We start from the raw sequence: 26,534 nt of genomic DNA, 5'->3' as shown, positions 1-26,534 counted from the left end.
GCAGACATGGTTCCAATGGTCAGCGTTCTCCATTAGATTATGAAAAGGCCCATCAAAAGATGGTTATGTGTGTCTAGAATTTTGGTGGCTATTCACGTCCTTAAAGGACAATCAAGCCAACCGAGTTAAATTGGCAAAGATCTTAGAACGTATTGAGGCTGAGATTTTGTTGGGTATATTTGATTACGCCAAATATTTTCCAAAAAGTAAGCAGCTGAAAGTCATCGAGTCGATAAGGAATCAACAGCTCGTGGTTGAAACAAAGACACCGACGTTTGAAGCGTTTTATCAAATTTGGTTTGCAGAAAAGGAGATTGAATGGCGACCGAGTTATAAGGAAAAAGTGAATATTGTCATGAACAAATATTTGAAACCAAATTTTGGTCATGTCGCTTTACTCAATATCAATAAAGAAAGCATTCTTGCTTTTCGTGCCTCCCTCGCCAAAGTTGAGCACGGAAAAAAACAAAAATGCCTTCTACCATCACGGATCAATCAAATCATGACAGTACTTCGTATGATAATCAATGAAGGCTCAGAAAGATACGGTTTTGAGTCGCCGTTTAAGAATATTAAGAACCTGAAAGAAGCCAAAACGGATGTCATGCCATTTACGCTTGCAGAGGTCAAAGCCATTCTGAATACCGTTCGTGAAGACTTTAAACCTTATTACACGGTGCGTTTCTTTACGGGTATGCGTACCAGTGAAGTGGATGGTTTGAAATGGAAAAATGTGAATTTTGAGCGTCGGGAAATTTACATCAAAGAGGCTTTAGTAAATGGCATTCTTGGACCAACCAAAACAGATGGCTCAAATCGAACCATTCAAATGAGTCCGCAAGTTTATTTTGCGTTCGTTCAGCAAAAGCAACGATCATTTAAACACTCAGAATTTGTATTTTGCAACCGAGAAGGCAAAGCATTGGATTATAGGGCAGTAAACCGACGAGTTTGGCATCCTTTGCTAAGGTATTTGGGGCTTGAGCCTAGACGTGCCTATCAGAGTCGGCATACTGCAGCAACGCTGTGGCTGTCGGCAGGAGAAAATCCAGAGTGGATCGCAAGACAACTGGGTCATTCGACCACGGAGATGCTATTTCGAGTTTATAGTCGATATGTTCCGAATATGACACGACAAGATGGTAGTGCTTTTGAGGCAATGCTCAATGAAATTGATCATCTGGAGAACGTATCATGAGTCATACTATTTTCGATAAATCATATTATAGTGATGTGGTGGTAAGCCGTCTCGCCGATCAAATTGCACGAGAGCTGATTGATGAATTTCACATTTTAGCGGTCAATAATCTCGCGTTTTTACTGGAAGGTGCATGCTTTATGAATGATCATCAGGTGTTGCGTATTTGGATTCAAGCAATGATTGATCAGTTTAAAGACAGTTATATCGTTGAGGATCTAATCCTTTTTATTCGGCATCAATTTATGATCTTAGCCAAAATCATTTGAAATATCATAATAAATCGAAGAATCCAAATTCTTCGATTTTTTATTTGTTGGTGCAGAATTAACAACGACATGAAAACCGATACGGATTAAAGCTGCAGTTGCTGCTTGAATTCGCCATTTTAAAATCCCTCTTTATTCAGAAGTTGTGCCGCTTGTTTTAATCGGGCAGGTGAAATATGTTGTGCATTACAACGGTGAATAAATTGGTCATACTCGGCATTGCTGAGTGGAATACGGACTTGGTGCTTTGGAGAGTGATTAGCCAATAATTTCTGCAAAATTTTAATCATGAAGTGCTTCATAAAAATCCTTAAATAAAGAAGTGGATAGCATTCTCATGAGGTCTATATTCAAGAAATTTAGCACGCACCAAGAGCGTAGTTTTTATTTTTTGCATCGCATTGGATACAAAAGCTATTCGCTTAATATTCGTGTAGCACGTGGTACAGGATTAGCTCAAGTTTGGGATGAATTTCCGACTTACGTTTATAAAGTTGCTAAAAGTTGGAAACATAATTCTAAGCGAGCACATCAGTACTAGAAAGAACATGAGCAATAATAACAAATGGGAGCGATCAGCTCCCATCTGTTTGTGGGTTTGCATTAGCACATTTTATTCAATGTGGTACTCCTCACAAATTCAATCAGAACTTAGATTTCCAACGTTAATCCCTTGGGACGACCAATGCAGGCTAAATGCAAACAGAACTTAAAAGCAGCAAGTGCCTTGTTATTCTTATTTGAAAATAGCTGTAAGCGAATATGTTGCAATGTTGAATCATGAGGTGACGGATTCGATCGAACCAATGCATGCAATAAGGGCTGTTTTTTGGCATCTAAAACGTTATCGAGTGCTTGACCGCGGATTTGCCAAAACTGCTGAGGAAACAATCCCTGACTTTGTGCATAAAACAATTCGAGTTGATCAATTTTATTACTTGCGTATTGAATACCTGTGTGTGAAAGCGTTGCTCGATTGAGAAAAGTCTGAAGTACAGCCCGAATTTGGTCAGGATTATTGATAAAAATTGACTGAATCTTATCGAAGAAATAACGACATGCCTGAATATCTTCAGCGGTATCTATTTTTGTTGGAATGAGAGAATACTTCGCTTTGCGATCAATTAATCTTGGAATGTGCTTATTTGAAGTAATTGCGCTTAATATCTTGGCATTGTCGTACCACTGTTGTACCAGTTCATGCGGTAGACACATCTCATCGGCGACCTGTTGCGGGTTTTGATACGCATCGAGTAGCGTGAGGCATTTATAAAAATAGTCCACAGTGATTTTGGATTCAGTTGTCCCAGCAAAATAATCTCTGTAATCGTGAGGAGCAGTTTGTACTAGACCATCCCTCATGATCTGAGAAGCATTTGTTTGCGCCCAGCTAGTTTGATCATGCAGCAATAACTGGCTTAACTGCGTGGCGTGTCGATTGAAATTAAATTTTCTCGTGTCTTTTGCTTGATTTAAAAACGCAAAATCACGGTGGTATCCCATCAACTTTTTAGCCAAGTGATTTTCAATATCGGGATGATATTTTAATAGCCTATGTCCAGCAATTAGGTAACTCAAGTGGATGTAACTTTTAAATGTTTCACTCGGATCGATATGTCCGAGTAAATGTGCAATTACAAACCAATGATTTTGCCCCTGTGGCGAGCGGAGTAGTTCCTTACGAATCAAGGTATATTCAGCCTCTGTATAATCTGTTAATTGTTGTACAAGAGGCTCGTATTCACAGTTGAGGAGCAATGCCAGATGATTTGCTGTAGTATGTCTAAATGAATGGAAAGAATAATCATGCTGCGTGAATAAGTCGTTCATGATTTTTTTAAAGGGGGTGGTCACGCTATGTTTATTGAGTTTGCTATCGTCATTCCATGAGTGAAATAAATAAGACTTGACCTGACGAGACAACCGTTGTTCTACCACGTAACGATGAAATAACTGATATTCCTCCGCTTTTAATAAGCAATGTGCAGGGATGATGCGTTCAGCACTGTCGGTTTTCAGCTGGTGCAGATTGCCTTGCTTTTTTGAGCCGTAAGGACGAACCCAAATGGATAAATCACGTAGCCCTTCGATGTCGTTCAGACGTAGGCTGAGAATTTCATTGATTCGCATACCTGTTCGATAAGCGAGACTATAAATCATCTTTAAATTTTGATAATGGTATTCTTCGATTGATTGTTCTTTATAGAGAATATCTAGTTTTTGTAGGCATGCCTGATAGGTTTGAGGAGCGATAATTCGTGCTCGTGGTCTATTTTGGACGGATATCGATTCGAGTTCGAAGGCGTCAGCTTGAAAAACTTTTTGTTGAAATCGGTGAAAACGTTTCAGCATCCTCAGCGTTTGCCCTTTGGATTTAAACTCAGGTTGTTGTGCTTCGTCTGCAAGGCGAGTATTTGTGATGATATGTCGATAAATATTATTCACAATCGTATTCATATCGTCATCTGCTTCAAGAAACTGCAAAGAATGACTGAGCCACGGCTCAGCAATACGCGTGTAGTAGGTATAAATTGAACTCTCTTTGAGCGGCTGATCATGCTTGAAAGATTTTTCGAATTGATCCGCTGTAAAATTGAAACATGCTGCAAGTTGTTTCACTTTTTCCATTTGTGGTTGATACAGGCTGATTAGCCAGAGCACCATTCGCTTACTGAATTCATTGAATTGATCTGCATGTTCAAGGCAATAATCAATCATCAGTTGGGGAATATTTGCGGAAGTTTTTGACTTGCGGATGAGGTTGAGCATGTCTTTATGAATTTTGATCACAGCATTCACTGCTTGTCCAAGATTTGACAGTGTTGAATTGGTACCTTGGGGGCGATGATCGATATTTTGATCATCGTGATGATCTTTGTGGTGGTCGTCTTTGATTTTGAATTGCGGTTGTATAAATTTTTGAAATTCCGTTTCAGACAATCCGCAAGTCTCAATATTTTCAATCAGACATTGCCCAAGTGCTGGATCAATATCCGCATTTGGTAATTGCATCCAGTTGAAATTCGCATTGTCCCGTAAAAATTTATAGCTTTGATTTGTAAAGGATATCTGTAACTTATCAAAAATCAGCTTGAGATAATCTTCGATATTGAGATCAATATACTGAATTTGACGAGTATTAAAATGAATGAGCCACAGCCGCGTGATCTGATCGGGGACAAAGTGACGTGATTTTCGAATGGTTTTTTCATCGATGTAAAGATCACCATAAGTGCTTGAAAGTGGTTCGAGAAAGATAATATTCATTGAGCCAATCGCTCTGATGTCTTTCGGTGCGATTAAATGCTCGAGTAAAGCGGTTAATGATGCTTTATGATTTAAGCCCGAAAAAAGTATGGCAGAGATCAGAATATTTCCGACAATTTCATTATCTGTAAATGCTGTACTGTCTTTGGTTAAAATCCAATAGTCCCAAAGTTTCTCGATGATCTCATCAATGTGATGTCCATTCTCAAACCATGAAAATGTAAAAACGGGCTGGTCTCTTACCATGTCGAAGGTTAGGATGGGCAAGGGCAGTGGCTCATCACGCGTTTGGTTGATCTTATTCACATAAGCTCTGAAAAATTCATGGGCATATTTCTTCCATGCCAAATTAGTAGCTTTGCGCTTGATGATTTCATAGACTGCTGGATAGAATGATTCAGGATGTTGCTGAAGAAAGGCGTTTTCCTGAAAATATTGTGTTAATTGTTGCTCCACATCCTGCCGTAGTGCATCTTCACGCTCAATGCGACGTGCTTCGCGACGTTTTGCTGCATAAAGTGCTTCAGGTTTGGTTTGACTACTGCGTGAGGACATTGACTTCAATCCCTCTGATTTCAAAATGGTCTTTCATGTTTTCGAGACGATCTGCAATGCTGTAGAACTGATGCAGAGACAGACTTGAATAAGGGTGTGCAGCTTCTTGTTGCATTGGCTCATGACCGAATAATGCTAGGATTTCGGGCTCTGAAATCTTTTCACTGAGAAAAGCACGGGCAGTATGTCGATGCCAGTTTGGATGCTCTAAACCAAGTTCAAAATTGAAATTTTTAACCAAAGTGGGACTCAATGGTTGCCATTTTTCATCATGAAAAAGATGTAGCAATGGACGTTGATTATTTAAGACTTGTTGTACATGCTGTATAACGTGACACTCTGTCATGCCAACTTGTAATTCTACAAACCGGAGAAATTGAATAAATTTTTCGACCTCGGTGACAACAAACTGACTGAGTGGAATTAAGCGTCCGTGACTTTGCCGACCACCAACCTCTTTGTCTGCAACGATCAGAATTTTCCGCTTAAAATTGAAATGACAGAGAAAGCCAGGAAAATCGGTGACGGGTCGGGCGGCAGTAAAAAGTAATAAAAAATGCCACATCCAAACACTGTAATGATTCAAGATGCTGATCCAATCCTCAACATTTTGCATAAATATTTTTGCTTTGAGGATAGCAAAAATTTTTTTGACTACAATTTTGGTCGGCGCTTTTCGGCTACCAAAACAGTCCTCTGAATTAGATGAAATGTCATCATATTCATTTGAAAGACGCTCACATAAACCTTGTAACGTGCCGACATATTTTTGATGCAGATGATTAATGTTGTGGTGGCAATACGATATTGATGATGATTTATTTGCATCAATTCCTGTCAGTATGTCTGCTAACTGCTTATTTCCAGTTTGTTGCAAGATGGTTTGATGCAATAGGGAGCTGACTTTACTGACGGATAACGCAGGAATCCGTAATTCAGCTCTGAGCTGTTTTAGGTATTTAGATAGACCATCTTCAGAAACAACATGTGCGCTCCGTAATGCCGTGATAAATGCATTTGGAATGGGAATATCGAGGTAAATACTTTGATTCAGTAGACCTGTTGGATATGCAAAGTCTTTATTTTCAAACACAGAAAACCGAGTGCGCAGAAAATACAGACCATCGACTTGAGTGAGTTGCTGCCGATCATTGAGTTTTTTTACGCGCTTACTTTGTAAGCGTAGCCACTCTTTGACAGGATTGCCAGTAATAAAAACTAACATCAGGATCAGTGGAGTCTTGGCATGTATGCCTTTGGGCTGAGTAAAATCGAGATAAAGTCTGTTGAGTAGGGTGCTTATACTGCTACGATTTGGGAAAAGGCTGCTAAATTGCAACTGATGTTCTTTGCGTTGAATATGTTTGGCAACAAGTGGCAGCACATAGGCTTGGGTGGATTCGGAATATGTTGCAAGTGGTGTGACGGACGAGGGATCAACCAGTATTTGACGGCAATCCTGATCATCGAGCTGTTTTTCAAGATTGAGCGCCGTTGATTTTGCACCTTTTATGATCTCCGAACTTTCTTCGATCAACTGATCTTCGTCGAGATACTCATGCAGTAGCTTTGTATTTGAGCTTGCTCGTGCAATTTTTGCTTTACTCTGTAAAACGTATTTAAACGTAATTCGAAAACTATTGATGAGATTGCGCTCAAATTCATCCAATGGCTCTAAATCGCTAAGGTAGTTTACAAACTCCTTCAGACTGAGTTCGGGATGATTTAGATGTTGCTGCCAGAAGCGCTGATAAGCCTCAGAATTTTGATAATGCTTTTTGTTGTTTAAAGCCCGATTTGCTGCACGCATACGCTGAAATAGTCGTATGACGGTATTTAGATGGTCTGAATGCTCGGCTTTAAATAGCTCAGGTTTAATATCTGGTAATGCGATTAAATAGAGTGCTGCTTTAATCACAAGTACATTCCACAGCAATACGTGCTGATTTGTGATTTGGGCAATCGAGTTGATGTACCAAGTGATGGGGGCGGCCGAAACTTTATGCTGTCTTGATGCAACCAGAGCTACAGGGTTTTGAAGGTGATCATAGCAGGGGAGATCAAAATTAAAGCCATCTAAATTCAGACCACTTAAGTAATCATGCGTTGGAATATGTTTCAGTAGGTCTACAACATATTGAATATGTGCATCACGTTGTTTTTTCTCATCGGAAAAGAGGGTTTCTAATGTATTTTTTAATGATACTTCTCGATTATCTAATTCATCATGAAAGGAATATTTCATTTTAAGCTCCAAAGTTGTTCTGCATTTAACTCAAAGTTTGGATCATTGAGAAGTTGATAAATAAGCGGACTACTTAGCTCGAGTTCAATAAGCACATCATTTCTTTCTTGCTTTAATTTGTGTAGGCGGTAATTGAGTTGATTTCGATTAAATGATAATTCTTTTGCGAGTAAATCCATGCTCATTTTTGAGTGCAGTTTGAACGAATGACATTTATTGTGTTCTAGAATAAGTTCAGGGGAAATGTGCTTATTTATTAAATTAAGCAAACGATTTGGATTGATAAGATCAATATTAAACTGAAAATTAGAAATAAATTTAATAAACTCATGACTTGTTATTTTCTTTAATTCATTAATCAGATTGTTGTTGGGATGGTTATATATTCTGAGATTTATATATTTTGGTGGTTTGTTTTTATAATATAAATACCAATGAAATAAATTTGTAATGTAATAACAATTGCTATGTGGATCTTCAAATACAATCAAGTCTGAGCTAGTGTGAAGCAGAGATAGATCCGTTTTTAGCGCTTTAAATATCTCAAAATAACAATGATAAATTCCTAAAAACTCTGGATGAACAAAAACTTCTGTCTTATGCCAGAGTCTGGTTTTTGTGGTTTTCGGTTTGCCGAAAACTGAATTGAAATCATGGTTGTTGATGATACGCCTCATGTTGAAGATGAAGTAATGATCATACTTTTATATTTTTTAATATAATAAAACAATATCTGATTATTGAAAATAATGATAATTTAACAAATAATATACAATACGGCGATATTTATAAAATAAATCGTATATTTTGGCTATATTGTGATCGAATTTTACAAAAATTGTCATTTATCTTTGTGTGTGGCTATGGTGTTTTTTTAATGGGACTTGTTATTTTTTTATTAAAAATAAATATATCAAATGTACAGTATTAAAATAACATTAAGTATATACTACATATTAATTGCATTATTTTTGAATTATTCAGCCTAGCATTTAAGCGACTTCCAAGCTTCATTATATGCTTTACTCAGAGCAAGCCAATTGAATACGCCACGCTTAGTACTTTTTTGTGATGTGATGATACGTTTTCTGTGAGCATGCTCTTTATTGATCAATTCATTTACCCAGAAAAGCAAACATGTTAGTTTGCTATATAGCAACAAACTATAAGTTAAACTATACTTGTTGCTATATAGCTACCAAAGGTTATCAGTAATGACGAATCGTATCGAGATTGGCAAGAAAATCGCATCGGCAAGGGTCGAAATGGGATTAAATCAGAGTGAACTCGCACAACGTGCACGAACGCATCGCACAACGATTTCTGAAATTGAAAATGGTCACTTTACAGGCTCACATGGTATTTTTGAGCGTGTCGTGGATGTTGTGGGATTGCAGTTTAATGTTGAACCCAAAAAGCACAATTTCCCGAAATGGGAAGATATTGAGGCACTGTTTAACGATGAGTAGTGTGAGGCAATATGAACCTGCCACAACAAATTAATCGGATTGATGTTTCAGCCAATCAGACGGACTTGGGTTTATTGACACGTGGGTCAGCACATCATTTTCAACAGACGCTACTTTGTTGCTATACCTCATGGTAATCCGCCTCTAAAAATAATAGAAATTAAAAGCAGCCTTTTCTCCTAAAATACAAGCAGCAGCATTTGTATAAAAACAGGCAGTCGCTTTGCTTGCAGCACATGGTACAGCAGGGGACGAGGCTGTTCTTGTTTGCGACGCAATGCGTCTCATACGTCGTAAGGAATGTGTCCTTTAGGATGACTAAACTTCCTCATTTCTGCCGAGTATCGCCTAAAAAATATCCATAGTGGCAAGCATCTGTGAAATCTCAACAGGTCCTAAGGATAAGATTATGGGACTAAACAGTAGAGTTGTTGAATCAATGATAGGGCTGCTCGGCAATCTGATTTTTACCCGTCACATGCAGCTTATGGAATTTACGACGGGCATGTGCCATACAGCCTACTTAGATAATTGCGTTATTTTTGAACTCTGCCTTATAACCACTGTAATCATCACAGACCAATTGACCTTGTCAGCTTTTGAGGAAATCTTCGGCATGTTGACCTGTCTAGCGCTGCTTTAGTCGTAGCTCAGGCTGAAAGTCATAGATCACCGACTGAACCGAATTGTACTGTGTAGTAGCGTATGCCCAGACGTGGCCTTTTTTTGGTTTATCTACATTCAGTCGCTCCAATTCCATATCAACGGCAACAATGTCTTCTTCGACTGCTTCATCTAAATTGTTTTAGGTTTATTCACCAACACATCATAAATAATGTTCGCAAACTGCCTCATCTTGGCAGGGTCGCTCATTAACTGCGTCATTTGCTCCATGTGTGCAGCATTACTGTCTAACACAGCGTCATCTAAAGCACTGTCAAACTCACCCAACATGGCTTGTTCACGCGTATTGTTCTGAATCTGCTTCATCATGCGAGTGTTTTCAGACATCTTGTCTGCCACAGTATGAACATAATTAATCATGTCTTGATCGGTCAGCTTATCGGTAATGAATAAGTCATTCACACGACCCAAAATCACCGATAAAAAGTCTTCCTTTTTATCCTTCGCCTTGGCAGTCCCCATGTCATTCGCAGGTTCCAGCTTATGCTCGGTACTATCGGCTTTAAGCTGAATATCTTGTTGGCGAATCTTAGACAGACGGTAATGACTCATCGCCACATTACTTAAGTCAATCTCATCTTCGTCAGCAACTTGTTCACGCAGTAATGGACGTAAGTTACGTGCAAATAAGCTGAGTTTTTCGAGTTCTTTATCGTCATACTCGACGATCTGAGACATGAACTCATAGAAACGGGTAAAACTACCCAAATCCTTTTTAAAGATTTCTAAGGCATCACGTGCCTTTTTCGCCTCAGCAAATTCATTCTCTGCATTGGCAATGAGTACCGCATCTCCAGTCTGTTTGCAGCGCTCTAAACGGTTCTTCGTCACATCGTAATCATTCACCGCAGCACTATAACGTTGCTGCCAGCGTTGCAATGCGGGCTTACATATATTGGCGAGCGCGGCATTAGATTTGTTCTTGCTAAAGAACGCATCGACAAACTGCTCGACTTCATTCCACAAGAAAATTCGTGCAGCGTTCAACTTCTCAAACAAGTCATAGATTTGATCTGGGTTCGAGACATCTGCCAATTCCGCCGTTTGGTAATATGGCTGAAAGGCATCCAAAATATCTTGAGGGTCGTTAAAGAAATCGAGGACAAAGGTGCCTGATTCAGCTTTGGCAGGGTAGGTGCGATTTAGACGAGATAGGGTCTGCACGCATTCCACACCGCCGAGTTTTTTATCCACGTACATGGCGCACAGCTTAGGCTGGTCAAAACCAGTCTGGAACTTGTTCGCCACAATCATCACTTGAAAGTCATCACTGTCAAATGCCTTGCGCATTTCACGTCCTTTCAAGTTCGGGTTCATGTTGCTTTCAGTGAATTTCTGTCCAAGCAAATGACTGCTATCGGCATCATTCTCAGTGAATTCCACTTCACCTGAAAATGCCACCATGGCTTGGATGTGTGTATATTTCTGTTCAGTAATGTATTTATCAAAGGCTTGCTTATAGCGGACTGCTTCTTTACGTGAACTGGTGACCACCATGGCCTTTGCCTGACCACCCAATAAACCCATAATGTTCTTTTTAAAATGCTCAATGATCACACGGACTTTTTGCGAGATATTGTGGTCATGTAGGCGTACCCATTGATTGAGTTTAACTTTGGCTTTCTTGGCATCAACCTGATCGTCTTTTTCTTCAATCTTCTGCTTGAGCTTATAGATGACCTTATAGTTGGTATAGTTCTTCAATACATCCAAAATAAAGCCTTCTTCAATCGCTTGGCGCATGGAATAGACATGATAGGCTTCAGGTTTATTGGTCTTGGACGGCGGAAGCTCTGGATTCGGTAAGCGTCCAAACAGTTGTAAGGTCTTATCCTTCGGTGTAGCAGTAAAGGCATAGAAACTTAAATTCTGACTGCCTTTACGTGATGCCATCACCGCATCAAGGACATCTTCGGATGTAAGCTGGTCATCTTCCTCACGCTCTTCCAGCATTAAGGTTTCTTTCAGCTGACGTGCAGTAGAACCACTTTGTGATGAATGTGCTTCATCGGCAATCACAGCGTATTTACGTTCTTTTAAGCTGGTACTGTTCTCAATCGCACGGAGTACAAACGGGAAAGTCTGAATGGTCACAATGATAATCGGCTGTGCCATTTCTAAGGCTTTTGCCAATTTCTCCGACTTGGAGCCATCGCCTTCTTTATTGTTGATGCGTCCGACCACACCATCGGCATGTTCAAACTGATAAATCGTATCTTGTAGCTGGGCATCTAAAATGGTTCGATCCGTCACCACAATCACCGAGTCAAACATTTTGTGATTGTTGGCATCGTACAAGCTAGATAGTTGATGCGCCGTCCATGCAATCGAGTTGGACTTGCCCGAACCCGCACTGTGCTGAATCAGGTATTTTTTCCCTGTGCCTTCTTTTAAAGAATCTTCAACCAGTTTAGTGACCACTTTCCATTGGTGGTAACGTGGGAAAATCAGGCTTTCTCTTTTATATTTCCGTCCTTCCCAATCTTCCTTTTCTTCAATCTGTAAATGAATAAAGTTCCCTACGATATTCAGCAAACTATCTGGGGTCAGCACTTCATTCCATAGATAACCTGTCGCATATTCATTCACATTTTCAGGCACATCATTGCCTGCACCCTGTGCTTTGGTGCCTTTGTTAAATGGCAAGAAATAGGTACTGTCGCCATTGAGATGGGTTGCCATATACACTTCATACTGACTTACCGCAAAGTGTACCAATGCCCCACGTTTAAAGCTGAGTAACGGTTCAGGCTTATTGGTTTCAGGGTCTTTAGGTAGGCGCGTTTTTTTGTACTGCGTCATGGCATTTTGAACAGCTTGCTTAAACTCCGATTTGAGTTCCATGGTTGCCACAGGAAAACCATTGATAAACAGCACTAAGTCGATGCGCCATTTTTTGGCTTGTTTGCCTGTTGCTTCGAGTTCCGCTTGGGTGGCGTAGGGGCTATACACCAGTTCTGGGACGACACGGCAAATGTTCTGTTGGTAGTTGGCATTCAGTTCAGGGTTTAAGCCATGTTCAGGTTTAAACTGGCAAAATGAAAAGCGCGTGCCACGGGTTTTGAGTCCATGACGCAATACGCCTAGAGTGCCATAACTACGTGATTCAATGTCTGTGGCATTGATGTCTGCTTTTTTCAGCTGAGCCACCACCGTGTCTAAAAAATGGCGTTCCGTGTCATTCGGGTAGATGTTTTGGAACTTCTGCCACTCTTTGGCTTGGGTAGTTTGTACAAAGGTTAAAACGTCTTGTTCGTACAAAGCTTTTTCACGGTTATAGCCTTGCGGTGAACCGACCTGCCAGCCGTGGCTTTGCATTTGAGCAATGATGTCTTGTTGGAAAATGGCTTCTAAAGTTGCATCTGCTTTCATGCACTTAGCTCCTTATTGTTATTCTTTTGATTCGGTTGTTGCCAGTGACGAACGTCGATCTTGCCTGTCACAGCGGCTGAAATAAGAGCTGTACGGCGTTCTTGCATAAACTTGATAGCTAATTCTGCTTTTTCAATTAGTTTATTTAGTTCTTGAATTTTATCATCTAAATAATTGACTATCGCTAATTGTTCCTCAATAGGAGGAATAGAAAACCAAAAGTTTTGAATCTTATCAAGATGTAGATTGATTACTGTACTTTTCTTGATTAAACCGAAAATTTGTTCCTGAATTTCATAACTCTTAAAGAAATACTCTGCAAATTCGGCTTTAAGGTTTTTCTTAAATTTGATTAAACACAAACTAACAAAAATACTGAACTCCCAATCCCAATTAATTAATTTAGGTACGCCAATAGTTCCATTTTTAGAGAGTAACAAATCCCCCTTTTCAGGCTTACATCTTTGAACCAAATCTCGATGTTCATTCTCAGGAATATACTTGATATCTTCCATATCAATTTCTTCATTGTGAATATCTGTAACCCTTAAAAAAGGAACACCTGATTCAGAATATGTTGGAGTAAAGTGAGCACCATCAACAATCTGATTTGTATAATATTTCAATCTTGCAGAAATCCAATGCTCAGGCACTTCCCCCAACCACTCCACACCTGAATCTTTCATCGGTACATTCGGATTTAAGCCTTTAGTCACCGCATGACTAATTACCGCTTGGCGTTTTTCTTTCAGCAGTTCAATCAGCTTTTCTTGTTTGGTAATGAGACTGTCAATTTGTGCGGTTTCATGGTCGAGGTACTCTCGAATTTTAATTTGTTCGGTTAAAGACGGATAAGGTACTTTTAACTTTTTTAACTCACCTAAATTAATACGAATACGAGTAGTACCTGTAGAAACAAGTTCTGCGTTTTCCCTAACACAATCAGAATTTATTGCCCAAACTAAAAACTCTAAATCGACTAAATTCAGATTTGGTGTTAATTTAACGCAATCTGCAACAATTACATATTCGTCATATTCATCGGATACGATAGTAGCTCTTGCTACTGGTTCTGCCATCTTTGCAATAACAATATCTTTTGGTAAAGCTAAATGACGTATCAAATCTAGTTTCTTATGATCTGAAATAAACTTCATGTTTCGAAGAATATGCTTACCATCACGAATATTATTCAATTGAATTAATGGTACCCCTTCATCTAGATAATCATCAGACTTTAAATCAGAACCAAAAGGACCATCAACAAAAGCATTCTTTGTTTGTTCAGCGAGAAAACCTAATCGCTTTTCTTGCCAATGTGATGGCAATTCTGTTTTAAAGTAATCGCTATACACAAATTCAGTATAAGTCGCCATTAAGAATGCACCTCTTGAAGCAGTGCCATAATTTCACGGCTGACCGCATCCAAATCCGCATCAATCTCCGCTAAATCACGTGGCGGTTCATACACATAAAAATGACGGTTAAACGGAATCTCATAACCTACGATGCCAATTTCAGCATCCTGTGCATCACGTTTATCGGCATTGATCCACGCATCAGGCACATGCGGTGCAACTTCACGTTTAAAGTAAGACTCGATTAAATCAGTCGTGTTAATGCTTGGATTTAACTCAATGTTTTCCGCATCACGTAAATCGCCATCTTGCACAAACTCAACCACTGTGCCGTGATAGCTAAACTGACCATACAGCGAGTTTTCTTTAGCTTTAATCACTTTATTTACGACAGGTTCAGCGTCGGCATTTTTCCACGTCACCGCATCAAGGAACTGCTTTTTCTCTTTTGTTTCAAGTTTGATATTGGCATCTTTTAAAGCCTGTTTCAGCACATCATCAAAAGCATTAAAATCATCCGACTGCGCCGTCCCAATTTTGGTTTGTAATGCTTCGGCTTTACGCATCAAAGACCGTTGCTCAAGCCACAATTTCGGCTCAAGCACAGTTTTGATGTCTTTCTCTTTAAGCTCCGAAAATTCAGCTTTAATCAGCGCACGGATTTCAACTTGAGCATCTTCACTCAACTGACCATAGCTCGCTTCAGTCCAATCAGTGCCGTAATCATCATAAATTTTCTGCATCACCGTATTAAACGGCTTTGGCGCAAAACGTAACGATGCGATGGCGTCATCACTCACCTGAGCAGATAAGCGCAATGGACGCTCAATGGTCACACGGCGGTAGCCGAACTCATAACTGTTAAAGATTTTGCTCGAAAATGGTTATTTCTGTTCACTTTCACCATCTAAAGTCAGTGTATCCACCGCTTCAAACGCGCCGTAGTTTTGCGTGATGGTGCGGATTTCCTCATCAGTTAAATAATGACGCTTCGAGCCAAGCGATTTACGCATTTTCGAGCTGAGGTTGGTGGCATTGATCAGGTGCACTTTGCCTTTGCGCTCAGGCTCTTTCTTATTGCTTAGCACCCAAACATAAGTGGCAATGCCAGTGTTATAGAACATATCAGTTGGTAGCGCGATGATCGCTTCTAACAAATCCGCTTCCAAAATATAACGACGAATTTCACTCTCACCACTGCCAGCACTGCCCGTAAAGAGTGGTGAACCATTTAAGATGATGCCAATACGACTGCCTTGATCATGCTCGGCATCGGGTTGACGCATCTTGCTCATGAGGTGCATCAGAAACAGTAATGAACCATCCGAGACACGTGGCAAGCCTGCGCCAAAGCGACCCTCAAAGCCTTTTTGGGTATGCTCATCTTTGATTTCTTGTTCGATCCTTTTCCAATCAACACCGAAAGGCGGGTTTGACAGCATGTAATCAAACTTGTCATACGCCAGTTGATCATTCGACAGGGTATTGCCGAGCTTAATATTTCGAACATCCTGACCTTTAATCAGCATGTCTGCTTTACAGATGGCATAAGACTCAGGATTTAATTCCTGACCATAGACACGAATGACAGCATCAGGGTTGTGTTCACGCACATACTCTGTCCCTGAGGATAAAAATCCACCCGTACCCGCTGTGGGATCATACACCGTGCGGATAATGCCATCTTTATTCAAAGCATCATCATCTTCACCAAAAATTAAACCTGTGGTTAAACGCACAATGTCACGTGGGGTAAAGTGCTCACCTGCGGTTTCATTGGAACTTTCTGCAAAACGACGAATTAACTCTTCAAACACCAAGCCCATATCATGATTGGAAATGCGTTGAGGACTTAAATCGGTGGTGGCGAATTTCTGCACCACTTTATACAATAAGTTGGCATCGTCTAGTAAACCTGTAAACTCATCGAACTTGAAGTGTTCAAAGATTTCACGTGCATCTTTAGAAAAATTTTGAATGTAGTTGTTCAGGTTTGAACGAATGTCTTTTTGTCCAAGGCGGACTAAATCCAGTTCTGACGTATTACAGAAGGCTAAACCCTGCGTTGCTTTTAACAACATTTTTTCTTTAGCTTCTTCAGGCAATGCCATGAGTTTGACTTTTTCATTGGCTGCCAAGACATCTGCTTTCGTTGGCGCAAGCACACACTCTAAACGGCGTAACAGCGTAAAAGGTAAAATAACACGTCCATACTGAGATTGTTTGAAATCACCACGGAGTAAATCTGCAACTGACCAAATGAATGCGGCTACTTGCGAAAAGTTATTATTTGTCATTTAAAAAAATCCAGCTTGGCAAAAGGCAGTAATACTTAAAATCTATCAGGATACATTGTGCCTGAATGACAACAAGTGACTCAAGATATAAAACAAGCTCTTCATGATATGGTAATCCCCCCTAAAAATAAAAGGATGTAAAAGTAGAATTTTCTCTTAAGATACAAGCAGGAGATTCTGCATGAAAACATCGAAATTTACTGACAGTCAGATCATGTCCATCTTGAAACAGGCGGAATCTGGCACACCTGTAGCGACCCTTTGCCGTGAACACGGCATGAGTAATGCTACCTTTTATAAATGGCGTGCCAAATATGGTGGTATGGATACATCATTAATGGCTCGACTGAAAGAACTGGAAGCAGAAAATACCAGACTTAAAAAGATGTATGCGGAAGAACGATTAAAGGCAGAGATCATCCAGGAAGCGATGGCAATGAGCAGCACTGCTGCGCAAGGGTAAAGCCATCTTGCCGGCGTAAGATGGCACAACAGGCAGTTGCCCAGCATGCCATTAGTATTCGTTTGGCTTGTAAAGCATTTGGCATTAGTGAAACCTGCTACCGCTATCAAGCCAAACTCAGCGATGACAATGCACTCATTGCTGAACAGCTCATTGAACTCACTGAGGAAAATTCCGATTCGGGCTTTGGTTTGTGCTTCTCGTATTTACGGCATGTTGAGAGTTGCTGCTGGAATCACAAGCGGGTTTACCGCATTTACTGTGAGTTGGCACTGAATCTGCGTATTAAACCGAGAAGAAGACTAAAACGGCATGCGCCTGAACCATTGAAAGAACCAATCCGAGAAAATCAGGTTTGGTCATTAGATTTTATGCATGATCAGCTTTCCGATGGTCGCAAGTTTCGATTATTGAATGTGATTGATGATTACCGCCGCGAAGGCCTAGCCATTGAAGCAGGGTTCTCATTGCCCACAATCAGGGTTATTCGTACGTTGAATCAATTGCTGGAGTGGAGAGAAAAACCGTTAGTGATCCGATGCGATAATGGTCCCGAATTTATCAGTCACGAATTTGTGCGCTGGGCTACTGAGCACGGTATTCGTATTGAATATATTCAACCGGGTAAGCCACAGCAGAATGCGTATATTGAACGCTATAATCGGACTATACGTTATAGTTGGCTGAGCAAGCATTTATTTGATACTTTGGATGAAGTACAAGATTATGCAACAAACTGGTTGTGGCATTACAACCATGAAAGACCACATCAAGCTAACAAAGGAAAGCCACCTCTAATGGCTGCTTAACCTCTACTTTTAACTTCGGTTATTTATGGGAGGATTACCACATTAAGTAATTTAAATAAAATCAATATATGTATTTGCATATATGTGGAAATACGTATATAAATATATCTGAGTTTCTAATAGCAGAGTCAGTCAAAATGTTCTCGACCATAAAGATTTATCACAATCCTGAGTGTGGTACATCAAGGAATACCTTAGCTTTAATTCAAAATGCAGGAATTGAACCAATCGTTATTGAATATCTAATTACCCCACCTTCGAAAGCAGAATTAATTGAACTTATTCGTAGTGCTGGTTTAAGTGTTAGAGAAGCAATTCGTAAAAATGTACCTCCATATTCTGATTTAGAAATTGTTCGGGAAGATTGGTCTAATGAACAGCTTTTAAATTTTATGCTTCAACATCCTATTTTGATTAACCGCCCATTCGTTGTTACGGATTTAGGTACACGTTTGTGTCGTCCTTCTGAAGTTGTTTTGGATATTCTCCCATTTCCTCAGAAAGGCGCATTTAGCAAAGAAGATGGTGAAAAAATTATTGATGAAAATGGTCAAAGAATTAAATAGCACGTTCTCATCTCTTGGATGGGAACAATGTGAAGGAGACTTATATGGATCAAGTTAATTTTTTTAAATGCTTATCAGATGAAACACGTCTCAATATAGTGACATTAATCGCTGAAAATAAAGAACTATGTGTATGTGATTTGACTGAAAAACTACAACTCAGTCAACCTAAAATTTCAAGACATTTAGCCCTTTTACGTGCTTCAGGGCTACTTCAAGATCGCAGACAAGGCCAATGGGTTTACTACAGTATCAATCCAAAATTGGCCAACTGGTGTTATGAAATTTTAGATATTTTGAAGACGGTTCAATCTCAATCAAAGCTGGATGATCAACACCCCCTTTCTGTAAATAGTTATTGTGAGTAATTCAATGAAATTTTTATTTTTATGTACCGGAAATAGCTGCCGTAGCATTTTGTCAGAAGTTTTGTTTAATAGCCGTGCCCCGGAAGGTTGGAAAGCATATAGCGCTGGGAGTAAGCCTTCAGGACAAGTGCATCCGCTGACCATAGAAACCCTTGAAAACTTAGGGTTATCTACTGAAGGTTTATGGAGTAAAACGATTGATGACTGTGAACAGTACCAACCTGATGTTGTGATCACGGTATGTGACTCTGCTGCTCAAGAAGCCTGTCCACTTTATTTGGGTGGAGCAATCAAGGCACATTGGGGCCTAGCTGATCCTTCACACTTAGACGTGAATAAAGAAGAAAAAATGAAAGCCTTTATGAGCACTGTTGAACATATCAACCGTCGTTTAGATGCTTTATTTGCCCTAGATGTAAATAAACTTTCTCGTCCTGAACTCATTGCTGAAATCAATAAAATTTCGAATGTTGAGTAAGAGATATGTCTGAAAAACGCTTATCCTTTTTAGATCGTAACCTGACGCTATGGATTTTTATTGCCATGGCTCTAGGTATTGCAATCGGAAACTTCTTTCCGCAAGCTTCTGTCGCACTCGATCAATTAAGTATCAACTCTGTGAATATTCCAATTGCAGTTGGTCTTATTCTGATGATGTATCCCCCCCTGGCAAAAGTCAACTATGCGACGTTGCCACAAGTATTTAAAGATAAAAAAACACTAACTTTATCTTTAATACAAAACTGGCTAATTGCCCCAGTACTGATGTTTGCTCTGGCTATTATATTTTTACATAGCTATCCCGAATATATGACTGGTGTCATCCTAATTGGTCTAGCTCGATGTATTGCCATGGTATTGGTTTGGAATGGCCTAGCTTGTGGTGATAATCAATATGTTGCAGCCTTAGTTGCCTTTAACAGTATCTTCCAGATTTTATTCTTCAGTACCTATGCCTGGTTATTCCTGACCTTCCTGCCACCTTATTTCGGTGTTGCTTCACAGGTCATTAATGTTGATTTCTGGACCATCACCCATGCTGTTCTGGTTTATCTTGGTATTCCATTTCTGTTGGGTTTCTTAACGCGTTGGATTCTGGTGAAACAAAAAGGGGTAGAGTGGTATGAAACTAAGTTTATTCCGAAAATCAGCCCGCTGAGTTTAATGGCTTTACTGTTCACGATTCTGGCCATGTTTAGCCTAAAAGGTGGTGATGTCGTGAGTCTTCCACTGGAAGTTTTACGAATCGCGGTTCCTTTAACCATTTACTTCGTTTTGATGTTCTTTATCAGCTTCTTCATGAGTAAATGGATGGGCAATGACTATCCTAAGACCACAGCAATCGCATTTACTGCAGCCGGGAATAATTTTGAATTATCACTGGCAGTCGCAATTGCCACTTTTGGTATCGCTTCACCTGTTGCTTTTACCACGATTATTGGTCCATTGGTCGAAGTCCCGGTGTTGATTGCCTTGGTGAGTGTTTCGCTCTGGCTGAGAAAAAAAGTTTTTAAAGAGGCCTAATTCTATGAATCTCCCAAACGTAGATCTTAATCTTCTTGAGCAACCGACTTTTGAAAAAGTTCAGGCAAAAGAACTTGCTCATCCCCCTCGCATTTTGCTCCTTTACGGCTCGAATCGAGAACGCTCTTACAGTCGCCTTGCCGTTCTTGAAGCCGGTCGAATCCTGGAGCATTTTGGGGCGGAAGTAAAAATCTTTCATCCTAAAGGGCTTCCTTTACCTGAAGATGCGGATACTGAGCATCCAAAAGTAAAAGAGTTGCATGAACTTTTAGCATGGTCAGAAGGCATGGTCTGGTGTTCACCTGAACGCCATGGTTCTATGAGTTCAATTTTTAAATCACAAATAGACTGGATTCCACTGGCAGGGGGTGCAATCCGTGCCACCCAAGGTAAAACTCTTGCCTTGATGCAAGTCAGTGGCGGATCACAGTCATTTAACAGCCTGAACCAGATGCGTATTTTGGGTCGTTGGATGCGGATGATCACCATTCCAAATCAGTCCTCAGTTCCAAAAGCATTCTTGGAATTCGAAGAAGATGGACGAATGAAACCTTCAGCTTTCTATGACCGGATTGTGGATGTGATGGAAGAGTTATTTAAGTTCACCCTACTGACCCGTGGTCAAAGCAAATACCTGACAGATCGTTATTCTGAACGTAAGGAATCGGCTGAAGAATTATCTAAACGTGTGAATCAGCGTAGTTTGTAAACGCTAGGTGATATTAAATGCAAAAGAGACATTCTAAATTAATTATTCTAGGTTCAGGCCCTGCGGGTTATAGCGCAGCTGTATATGCTGCACGTGCCAACTTAAAGCCAACGCTGATTGCCGGTTTACAGCTAGGTGGTCAGTTGACCACAACAACCGAAGTCGACAATTGGCCGGGTGACCCTGAAGGTCTAACTGGTCCTGCACTCATGGAACGTATGCAAGCGCATGCTGAACGCTTTGGTACTAACATTGTCTATGACCATATCAACGAAGTTGATTTAAGCGTTCGTCCATTCGTTCTGAAAGGTGATATGGAAGAGTTCACTTGTGATGCCCTGATTATTGCAACGGGTGCTACAGCGCAATATTTAGGCCTTGACTCTGAAGCTGCATTTATGGGTCAAGGTGTAAGTGCTTGTGCAACCTGTGATGGTTTCTTCTACAAAAACCAAAAAGTTATGGTTGTGGGTGGTGGCAACACTGCTGTTGAAGAAGCCCTTTATCTATCCAACATTGCTTCACACGTGACTCTAGTTCACCGTCGTGACTCTTTACGTGCAGAAAAAATTCTTCAAGATCATCTGTTCGAGAAAGAGAAAGAAGGTAAAATCAGCATCACTTGGAATCATCAAGTGGACGAAGTTCTTGGTGACAGAACGTCAGGTGTAACTGCAGTTCGCCTGCAATCTACCCAAGATGGCTCTAAACAAGATGTAGAAGTTACTGGCTTATTTGTTGCCATTGGTCATAAACCGAATAGCGGCATGTTTGAAGGTCAGTTGAACCTTCGTGATGGTTATATTCAGGTTCAAAGCGGTACGGCAGGTAATGCGACTGCTGCATCTGTTCCGGGTGTATTTGCTGCGGGTGATATTGCTGACAGCGTTTACCGTCAAGCGATTACTTCGGCAGGTTCAGGCTGTATGGCTGCACTTGATGCTGAAAAATATCTTGATAATCTGAATTGATGAGTAGGTTGTCATAATTGAAAAAGTGAATAAATGTAAAAACCCAGTCTTCATGATTGGGTTTTTGCACTAAAGAAATCAGATATAAAAAACAAAAGGGGAAAAGGCGTTGAACCAGAAACAGACGGAAACAGATGTCATCATTATAGGTGGTGGACAGGCTGCTTTATCTACTGCTTATTTTTTAAAACGCAAGAAAATCCCATTCATTATATTGGATGAGCAAAATCAAGCAGGGGGTGCCTGGCTGCATACCTGGGAGTCATTGCGTCTTTTTTCTCCTAATACCTGGAGTTCTCTATCCGGTTGGATGATGCCCATCACTGAACAGACCTATCCAACACGAAATGAGGTGATTCAGTATTTATCGGCTTATGAACAGAGATATCAATTTCCGATTGTTCGTCCAGTACATGTCGATCGTGTGGAATCGAATGGAAAGTATTTAGACGTATATGCTGGAGAAAAGTTTTGGTGAGCCAAGGCCGTGGTTAGTGCAACCGGGACATGGAGCCAGCCGTTTATTCCTGATTATCCGGGACAAGAAAACTTTCAAGGTACACAGTTACATTCAGCCCATTACATGAATGCAGACCCATTTAAAGGTAAGAAAGTCATCGTTGTGGGTGGTGGGAATTCAGGCGCTCAAATACTCGCTGAGGTTTCACAAGTTGCTGAAACCATTTGGGTCACGAAAACTCCACCTCAATTTTTATCCGATGATGTGGACGGTCGTGTACTGTTTTTAAGAGCGACGGAACGCTTAAAAGCACAGCAAGAGGGTAAAGTCATTGATCAGCCTGTTGGGGGGCTTGGTGATATTGTGATGATTGATAGTGTTAAGGAGGCAAGGCAGAGAGGGGTTTTGCATAGTCGTCCACCTTTTAAATCATTTACCACAGACTCTATCATTTGGCCTGATGGCTCAAAAGAGCAAGTCGATGCGGTGATCTGGTGTACAGGGTTTAAAGCTTCTTTGGATCACTTGAGGACTCTGGGGGTGATAGAGCCAGACAACCTGATAGAGGTTAAGGACGGAAGATCGGTCAAGATGCCGAACTTGTGGTTGGTAGGCTATGGGGAATGGACTGGGATGGCTTCAGCTACGATAATTGGAGTTTCTAGAACAGCGAGAACCACAGTGGAGGAAATCGTTGCTTATCTACACGAAATTGATACTAAAAATTATTTAGAAAAATGAGCTATCTATCTCATTAGAGGATTTTAAAATAGACTCTTTTCAATACGTTGGACTGCTCCCAGTATCCTAGACATTGAAGTAGCCTCATTTTGAAGCTGCCTCGAATGCTTCTGGACTCATCCCATCAAGATGCGAATGGCGCCTGATTCGATTGTAAAACATCTCGATGTAATCAAACACATCCGCACGCGCCATTTCGCGTGTTTTATAAATTCTCTTTTTAATTCTTTCCTTCTTTAAGCTACTAAAAAAGGATTCTGCAACGGCATTATCCCATGAGCAGTATACTGCGCAAGGCCTCTGCGGCTCATGCTAGGTATTAAGTTATGCTTCTGACAGAATTTTTGCCAGTCTCCGCTACTGTATTGTGAGCCTTGGTCTGAGTGTATGATCACAGGTTCATTAGGTCTGCGTCGCCATACTGCCATGAGTAGAGCATCAAGTACGATATCTTTGGCAAGCGTAGATTTCATTGACCAACCGATCACTTTCCTTGAATATAAATCAAGAACCACAGCCAGATATAACCAGCCTTGCCATGTGCGAATATAAGTAATATCAGTCACCTGAGAAACACTGTTTCGTAAGGTATCAGGTGTATTTACAACAAACTCTCGATTTAAATGGTTGGGTGGCACAATCTGAGGACGGCCTTGACCATAGCTTTTATGTTTCTTATACCCCCGTACAGCTGTAATACCATTGTTTTTCATGATCTTTAGTACACGATTAGGTCCACAACCCTCACCTAATTCTTTAAGGTCTAAAGTAATGCGTCTGTAACCATAGATACCATAGCTGGCATCATAAGAAGAACGAATGAGCTGTAATAAACGCTTGTCTTCAATGGTTCTGCTTGATTCAGGTTCATGTAGCCAAGCGTAATAACCAGCGCGAGCGATCTTTAATACCCGACACATCGTTTTAATCTTAAATTGATGGCTGTATTCAAGGATGAATTGATACTTCACTCGGGCTGGCTTGCAAAGTACCTTGCGGCCTTTTTTAAGATATCTCGTTCCTCTTCTGTCTGTTTAAGCTGACTTTTAAGGCGTAGGATTTCTTTCTTTGCTTCAAGCAGTTCATGTTCATCATGATTGTTGTGTAATGGATGTACAGCTTTAAGCCATTTATAAATACTGTGCTGTGATACACCTAAACGTTCTGCCACATCACTGACAGAATATCCTCGTTCAGTAATCAATTTTACAGCTTCATCTTTAAATTCTGGGGTATAACGTTGTCCACTCATAATGTTTTCTCCTATGCAAAAAGAATAGACCATATTTGTCTAGGAGAGTGGTGGCAGTCCAAAAGATGGTTTTGTGTGTCTAGAATTTTGGTGGCTATTCAACTCTTACTTCAAAGCCAAAATCTTTCGAGCACCATTAAGCACGAATAAAGAAACCAGGATGCCAATGATTAAGTCTGGGTAAGCTGATCCCGTCCACGCCACGAGTACACCGGCAAATATAACGCCCATATTTACGACAACGTCATTCGCCGAGAAAATCCAACTGGCTTTCATATGTGCGCCATCTTCTCGATGACCAGAAATAAGATATAAGCATGTCACGTTAGCTATAAGTGCGAGCAGGCCAATAACAATCATGAGCGTTGATTCTGGCTCGCTTCCAAACATGAATCGTCTAATGACATCAACAATCACGATAACAGCAAGTAATAACTGAATCCAACCTGCGAAATGGGCTGCTTTTATTTGATATTTCGCAGCTTTTCCGACGGCATATAGCGCAATACCATAAACGGCTGCATCGGCAAACATATCTAGAGAATCAGCAATCAATCCTGTAGACGCAGCAATAATACCGCTGATGAATTCTATAAAGAAAAGTAGAGCATTAATACCTAATAACAGTTTAAGTACTTTAGCTTGTCTCACAGGATCAGGTTCATTAGGTATATCGCCTGAAGAAAGCTGTGTTTCATCAAGTTTCGCCCCAAAACCCAGTCCTTCGAGTTTAGCCGTAATTTGCTGAATCCCTTCATTATGGAAGACTTTCAGTTTTCGATTGGGAAGATCAAAAGTAAGACCTTTAACTGCTTCAATATCTGCAAGAGCCATACGGACCATTTGCTCTTCAGCAGAGCAATCCATTTTAGGAATGGTGTAGGTACTTGTTTGCTTAGCCTGTTGATTGCTTATATAAGTTTCAGTCTTCACAAGCTTTGCACCAAAACCCAAAGCTTCAAGTTTGGTGGTTATATTTTCATTTTTTTGATTATGTAGAACCTTTAAAGACCGGTTAGGTAAATCAAAGATGAGTTTTTGAACACCATCAATTGAAGATAGCGCCATACGAACCATCTGTTCTTCCGCAGAACAATCCATTTTGGGAACTAAGTATTCACTCATGTAGTGCGAATCTTTTAAAACGTTTTCAGTGCTTAAATTTTCTTTGGGATCAGAACCACAACAGGATTGAGCGGTATCTTCACAACTGTTTGAAGTGTTACAGCAAGGAGATGAAGATTTTTCTTCTTCCTCTTCACCACAACAGCTAGGCGTATTATCACAATTCTTTGAATTGCTTGCTTCTGCAATTGATGGATGATTTTCTTGTTGAGATTTCTTATCTTCGCATGGTGTTTCTTTACTACATCCACAGCCACTCATAGTTATACCCATTAAAAAAATTTATAAACTTTGAATATTAGAATCCCTATAGTTACTATAGAGTCAAGATTTTTTGGAAATACCAACTCAATGCATTTAAAAATTGGTGAACTCTCTAAAAAAACCTCATGTTCAGTATTAACAATTAGGTTTTATGAAAAGGAAGGTTTAATTCCGAAACCCGAAAGAACGGAAGGAAATTACCGCCTTTACGATATAGGCTATGTTGAGCGAATTAAGTTTATTTTGAATTGCCGAACTTTAAATATGAGTTTGAATGAAATTCGTCAATTACTCACCTATAAAGATAATCCCAAGAAAAATTGTTCAGATGTGAATGAATTAATTGACTTACATGTCAGTGCTATCAGAGAAAATATAATCAAGCAACAAAAGCTTATTGAACAATTATCTGATTTAAGAGGTACTTGTGATGGCTTATGTACAATTGACCAATGTGGAGTTTTAAAAAATCTGGCACTGTTGCAAATAGAGATTTGAGTCGATGATGTTCCCTTTAAAAAGTACTTAGAGACCGAAAACCCTGTTGATTAGACACACTTCACCCTGA

18 protein-coding genes and 6 pseudogenes are annotated in these 26,534 nt (G+C 40.1%); 14 read left to right on the top strand and 10 right to left on the bottom strand.

The window, feature by feature from the left end; genetic code table 11:
- The first annotated feature begins 67 nt into the window (after window positions 1–67).
- Together BLQ60_RS13530 and BLQ60_RS13525 are read left to right on the top strand one after the other, a co-directional pair.
- Window positions 68–1,198, top strand: a complete 1,131-nt coding sequence (locus BLQ60_RS13530; protein ID WP_092621703.1) for a tyrosine-type recombinase/integrase — start codon at window positions 68–70, stop codon at window positions 1,196–1,198.
- The gene (locus BLQ60_RS13525; protein WP_374297886.1) at window positions 1,195–1,467 is read left to right on the top strand and encodes a hypothetical protein; all 273 of its coding nucleotides are present in this window, start codon (window positions 1,195–1,197) and stop codon (window positions 1,465–1,467) included. The genes BLQ60_RS13530 and BLQ60_RS13525 overlap by 4 nt, the downstream gene beginning before the upstream one ends.
- Before the next feature lie 119 nt (window positions 1,468–1,586).
- On the opposite strand, the gene BLQ60_RS14090 is transcribed toward BLQ60_RS13525, so the two are convergent.
- A complete protein-coding gene (locus BLQ60_RS14090) occupies window positions 1,587–1,757 on the bottom strand; it encodes a hypothetical protein (protein ID WP_171259123.1) in 171 nt (56 codons plus the stop codon).
- 56 nt (window positions 1,758–1,813) lie between these two features.
- Here BLQ60_RS14090 and BLQ60_RS14165 point away from each other — a divergent pair.
- Window positions 1,814–2,008: pseudogene (locus BLQ60_RS14165) on the top strand (hypothetical protein); the annotation flags it as partial.
- 110 nt (window positions 2,009–2,118) lie between these two features.
- Here the strand turns inward: BLQ60_RS14165 and BLQ60_RS13515 are convergent.
- The 3 genes from BLQ60_RS13515 to BLQ60_RS13505 are packed head-to-tail and all read right to left on the bottom strand — an operon-like array spanning window position 2,119 to window position 8,211.
- Window positions 2,119–5,289, bottom strand: coding sequence for a tyrosine-type recombinase/integrase (locus tag BLQ60_RS13515; protein WP_171259122.1), 3,171 nt, complete (start codon window positions 5,287–5,289; stop codon window positions 2,119–2,121).
- Complete coding sequence (locus tag BLQ60_RS13510) at window positions 5,273–7,534, bottom strand: hypothetical protein (RefSeq protein ID WP_092621697.1); 2,262 nt, start codon at window positions 7,532–7,534, stop codon at window positions 5,273–5,275. Before BLQ60_RS13510 ends, BLQ60_RS13515 begins: the two co-directional genes overlap by 17 nt.
- A complete protein-coding gene (locus tag BLQ60_RS13505) occupies window positions 7,531–8,211 on the bottom strand; it encodes a hypothetical protein (RefSeq protein WP_092621694.1) in 681 nt (226 codons plus the stop codon). Before BLQ60_RS13505 ends, BLQ60_RS13510 begins: the two co-directional genes overlap by 4 nt.
- 537 nt (window positions 8,212–8,748) lie before the next feature.
- On the opposite strand from BLQ60_RS13505, the gene BLQ60_RS13500 reads away from it, so the two are divergent.
- Window positions 8,749–9,003, top strand: coding sequence for a helix-turn-helix transcriptional regulator (locus BLQ60_RS13500; RefSeq protein ID WP_092621691.1), 255 nt, complete (start codon window positions 8,749–8,751; stop codon window positions 9,001–9,003).
- 11 nt (window positions 9,004–9,014) lie between these two features.
- On the top strand, window positions 9,015–9,140 hold the full coding sequence (locus BLQ60_RS14220) for a hypothetical protein (protein ID WP_280137885.1): 126 nt from the start codon (window positions 9,015–9,017) through the stop codon (window positions 9,138–9,140).
- A gap of 279 nt (window positions 9,141–9,419) precedes the next feature.
- On the opposite strand, the pseudogene BLQ60_RS13495 reads toward BLQ60_RS14220, so the two are convergent.
- The 4 genes and pseudogenes from BLQ60_RS13495 to BLQ60_RS13480 form a co-directional block, all read right to left on the bottom strand.
- Window positions 9,420–9,745: pseudogene (locus BLQ60_RS13495) on the bottom strand (IS66 family transposase); the annotation flags it as partial.
- Window positions 9,746–9,798: 53 nt separating this feature from the next.
- Window positions 9,799–13,059 carry a type I restriction endonuclease subunit R gene (locus BLQ60_RS13490; protein WP_092621688.1) on the bottom strand — a complete coding sequence of 1,087 codons (3,261 nt, stop codon included), beginning with the start codon at window positions 13,057–13,059 and terminating at the stop codon, window positions 9,799–9,801.
- Window positions 13,056–14,435, bottom strand: a complete 1,380-nt coding sequence (locus BLQ60_RS13485; protein ID WP_092621685.1) for a restriction endonuclease subunit S — start codon at window positions 14,433–14,435, stop codon at window positions 13,056–13,058. Before BLQ60_RS13485 ends, BLQ60_RS13490 begins: the two co-directional genes overlap by 4 nt.
- Window positions 14,435–16,714, bottom strand: a pseudogene (locus BLQ60_RS13480) (type I restriction-modification system subunit M). The gene BLQ60_RS13485 and the pseudogene BLQ60_RS13480 overlap by 1 nt, the downstream one beginning before the upstream one ends.
- A gap of 181 nt (window positions 16,715–16,895) precedes the next feature.
- Here BLQ60_RS13480 and BLQ60_RS13475 point away from each other — a divergent pair.
- The 8 genes and pseudogenes from BLQ60_RS13475 (at window position 16,896) to BLQ60_RS13440 (ending at window position 23,325) form a co-directional block, all read left to right on the top strand.
- Window positions 16,896–17,986 (top strand): annotated as a pseudogene (locus BLQ60_RS13475) (IS3 family transposase).
- Between the two features lie 137 nt (window positions 17,987–18,123).
- Entirely contained in the window at window positions 18,124–18,552 is a 429-nt protein-coding gene (gene arsC / locus BLQ60_RS13470; protein WP_092621709.1) for an arsenate reductase (glutaredoxin), read from the top strand.
- 44 nt (window positions 18,553–18,596) lie between these two features.
- Window positions 18,597–18,920 carry a metalloregulator ArsR/SmtB family transcription factor gene (locus BLQ60_RS13465; protein ID WP_092621682.1) on the top strand — a complete coding sequence of 108 codons (324 nt, stop codon included), beginning with the start codon at window positions 18,597–18,599 and terminating at the stop codon, window positions 18,918–18,920.
- 4 nt (window positions 18,921–18,924) lie between these two features.
- Window positions 18,925–19,398: an arsenate reductase ArsC gene (locus BLQ60_RS13460; protein WP_092621679.1), complete on the top strand. Its 474-nt coding sequence runs from the start codon at window positions 18,925–18,927 to the stop codon at window positions 19,396–19,398.
- Between the two features lie 5 nt (window positions 19,399–19,403).
- Complete coding sequence (gene arsB / locus BLQ60_RS13455) at window positions 19,404–20,444, top strand: ACR3 family arsenite efflux transporter (protein WP_092621676.1); 1,041 nt, start codon at window positions 19,404–19,406, stop codon at window positions 20,442–20,444.
- Between the two features lie 4 nt (window positions 20,445–20,448).
- Window positions 20,449–21,153 carry an arsenical resistance protein ArsH gene (arsH, locus tag BLQ60_RS13450; protein WP_005253621.1) on the top strand — a complete coding sequence of 235 codons (705 nt, stop codon included), beginning with the start codon at window positions 20,449–20,451 and terminating at the stop codon, window positions 21,151–21,153.
- Between the two features lie 17 nt (window positions 21,154–21,170).
- Entirely contained in the window at window positions 21,171–22,124 is a 954-nt protein-coding gene (trxB, locus tag BLQ60_RS13445; protein WP_092621673.1) for a thioredoxin-disulfide reductase, read from the top strand.
- 109 nt (window positions 22,125–22,233) lie between these two features.
- Window positions 22,234–23,325, top strand: a pseudogene (locus BLQ60_RS13440) (ArsO family NAD(P)H-dependent flavin-containing monooxygenase).
- An 84-nt stretch (window positions 23,326–23,409) separates the two neighbouring features.
- Here BLQ60_RS13440 and BLQ60_RS13435 read toward each other — a convergent pair.
- Both BLQ60_RS13435 and BLQ60_RS13425 read right to left on the bottom strand, forming a co-directional pair.
- Window positions 23,410–24,577, bottom strand: a pseudogene (locus tag BLQ60_RS13435) (IS3 family transposase).
- A 105-nt stretch (window positions 24,578–24,682) separates the two neighbouring features.
- Window positions 24,683–25,963, bottom strand: a complete 1,281-nt coding sequence (locus BLQ60_RS13425; protein WP_092621706.1) for a cation efflux transmembrane domain-containing protein — start codon at window positions 25,961–25,963, stop codon at window positions 24,683–24,685.
- Between the two features lie 90 nt (window positions 25,964–26,053).
- On the opposite strand from BLQ60_RS13425, the gene cadR reads away from it, so the two are divergent.
- Window positions 26,054–26,464 carry a Cd(II)/Pb(II)-responsive transcriptional regulator gene (gene cadR, locus BLQ60_RS13420; RefSeq protein ID WP_092621670.1) on the top strand — a complete coding sequence of 137 codons (411 nt, stop codon included), beginning with the start codon at window positions 26,054–26,056 and terminating at the stop codon, window positions 26,462–26,464.
- The last annotated feature ends 70 nt before the right edge of the window (window positions 26,465–26,534 follow it).

Origin of the sequence: Acinetobacter marinus (assembly GCF_900096915.1) — a bacterium.
Classification (GTDB): Bacteria; Pseudomonadota; Gammaproteobacteria; order Pseudomonadales; family Moraxellaceae; genus Acinetobacter; species Acinetobacter marinus.
The sequence above is the reverse complement of the archived record's forward strand: the minus strand, read 5'-3'. Positions and strand labels throughout refer to the sequence as shown.

Excerpts from the sequence above, each read along its gene's own strand:
- BLQ60_RS13525 (WP_374297886.1), top strand. The coding sequence starts at position 1,195 with ATGAGTCATACTATTTTCGATAAATCATATTATAGTGATGTGGTGGTA.
- BLQ60_RS13465 (WP_092621682.1), top strand. The coding sequence starts at position 18,597 with ATGGATCAAGTTAATTTTTTTAAATGCTTATCAGATGAAACACGTCTC.
- arsC (WP_092621709.1), top strand. The coding sequence starts at position 18,124 with ATGTTCTCGACCATAAAGATTTATCACAATCCTGAGTGTGGTACATCA.
- trxB (WP_092621673.1), top strand. The coding sequence starts at position 21,171 with ATGCAAAAGAGACATTCTAAATTAATTATTCTAGGTTCAGGCCCTGCG.
- cadR (WP_092621670.1), top strand. The coding sequence starts at position 26,054 with ATGCATTTAAAAATTGGTGAACTCTCTAAAAAAACCTCATGTTCAGTA.
- BLQ60_RS14220 (WP_280137885.1), top strand. The coding sequence starts at position 9,015 with ATGAACCTGCCACAACAAATTAATCGGATTGATGTTTCAGCCAATCAG.
- BLQ60_RS13485 (WP_092621685.1), bottom strand. The coding sequence starts at position 14,435 with ATGGCGACTTATACTGAATTTGTGTATAGCGATTACTTTAAAACAGAA.
- BLQ60_RS13500 (WP_092621691.1), top strand. The coding sequence starts at position 8,749 with ATGACGAATCGTATCGAGATTGGCAAGAAAATCGCATCGGCAAGGGTC.
- BLQ60_RS13510 (WP_092621697.1), bottom strand. The coding sequence starts at position 7,534 with ATGAAATATTCCTTTCATGATGAATTAGATAATCGAGAAGTATCATTA.
- BLQ60_RS13490 (WP_092621688.1), bottom strand. The coding sequence starts at position 13,059 with ATGAAAGCAGATGCAACTTTAGAAGCCATTTTCCAACAAGACATCATT.
- BLQ60_RS13505 (WP_092621694.1), bottom strand. The coding sequence starts at position 8,211 with ATGAGGCGTATCATCAACAACCATGATTTCAATTCAGTTTTCGGCAAA.
- BLQ60_RS13515 (WP_171259122.1), bottom strand. The coding sequence starts at position 5,289 with ATGTCCTCACGCAGTAGTCAAACCAAACCTGAAGCACTTTATGCAGCA.
- arsH (WP_005253621.1), top strand. The coding sequence starts at position 20,449 with ATGAATCTCCCAAACGTAGATCTTAATCTTCTTGAGCAACCGACTTTT.
- arsB (WP_092621676.1), top strand. The coding sequence starts at position 19,404 with ATGTCTGAAAAACGCTTATCCTTTTTAGATCGTAACCTGACGCTATGG.
- BLQ60_RS13425 (WP_092621706.1), bottom strand. The coding sequence starts at position 25,963 with ATGAGTGGCTGTGGATGTAGTAAAGAAACACCATGCGAAGATAAGAAA.
- BLQ60_RS14090 (WP_171259123.1), bottom strand. The coding sequence starts at position 1,757 with ATGATTAAAATTTTGCAGAAATTATTGGCTAATCACTCTCCAAAGCAC.
- BLQ60_RS13460 (WP_092621679.1), top strand. The coding sequence starts at position 18,925 with ATGAAATTTTTATTTTTATGTACCGGAAATAGCTGCCGTAGCATTTTG.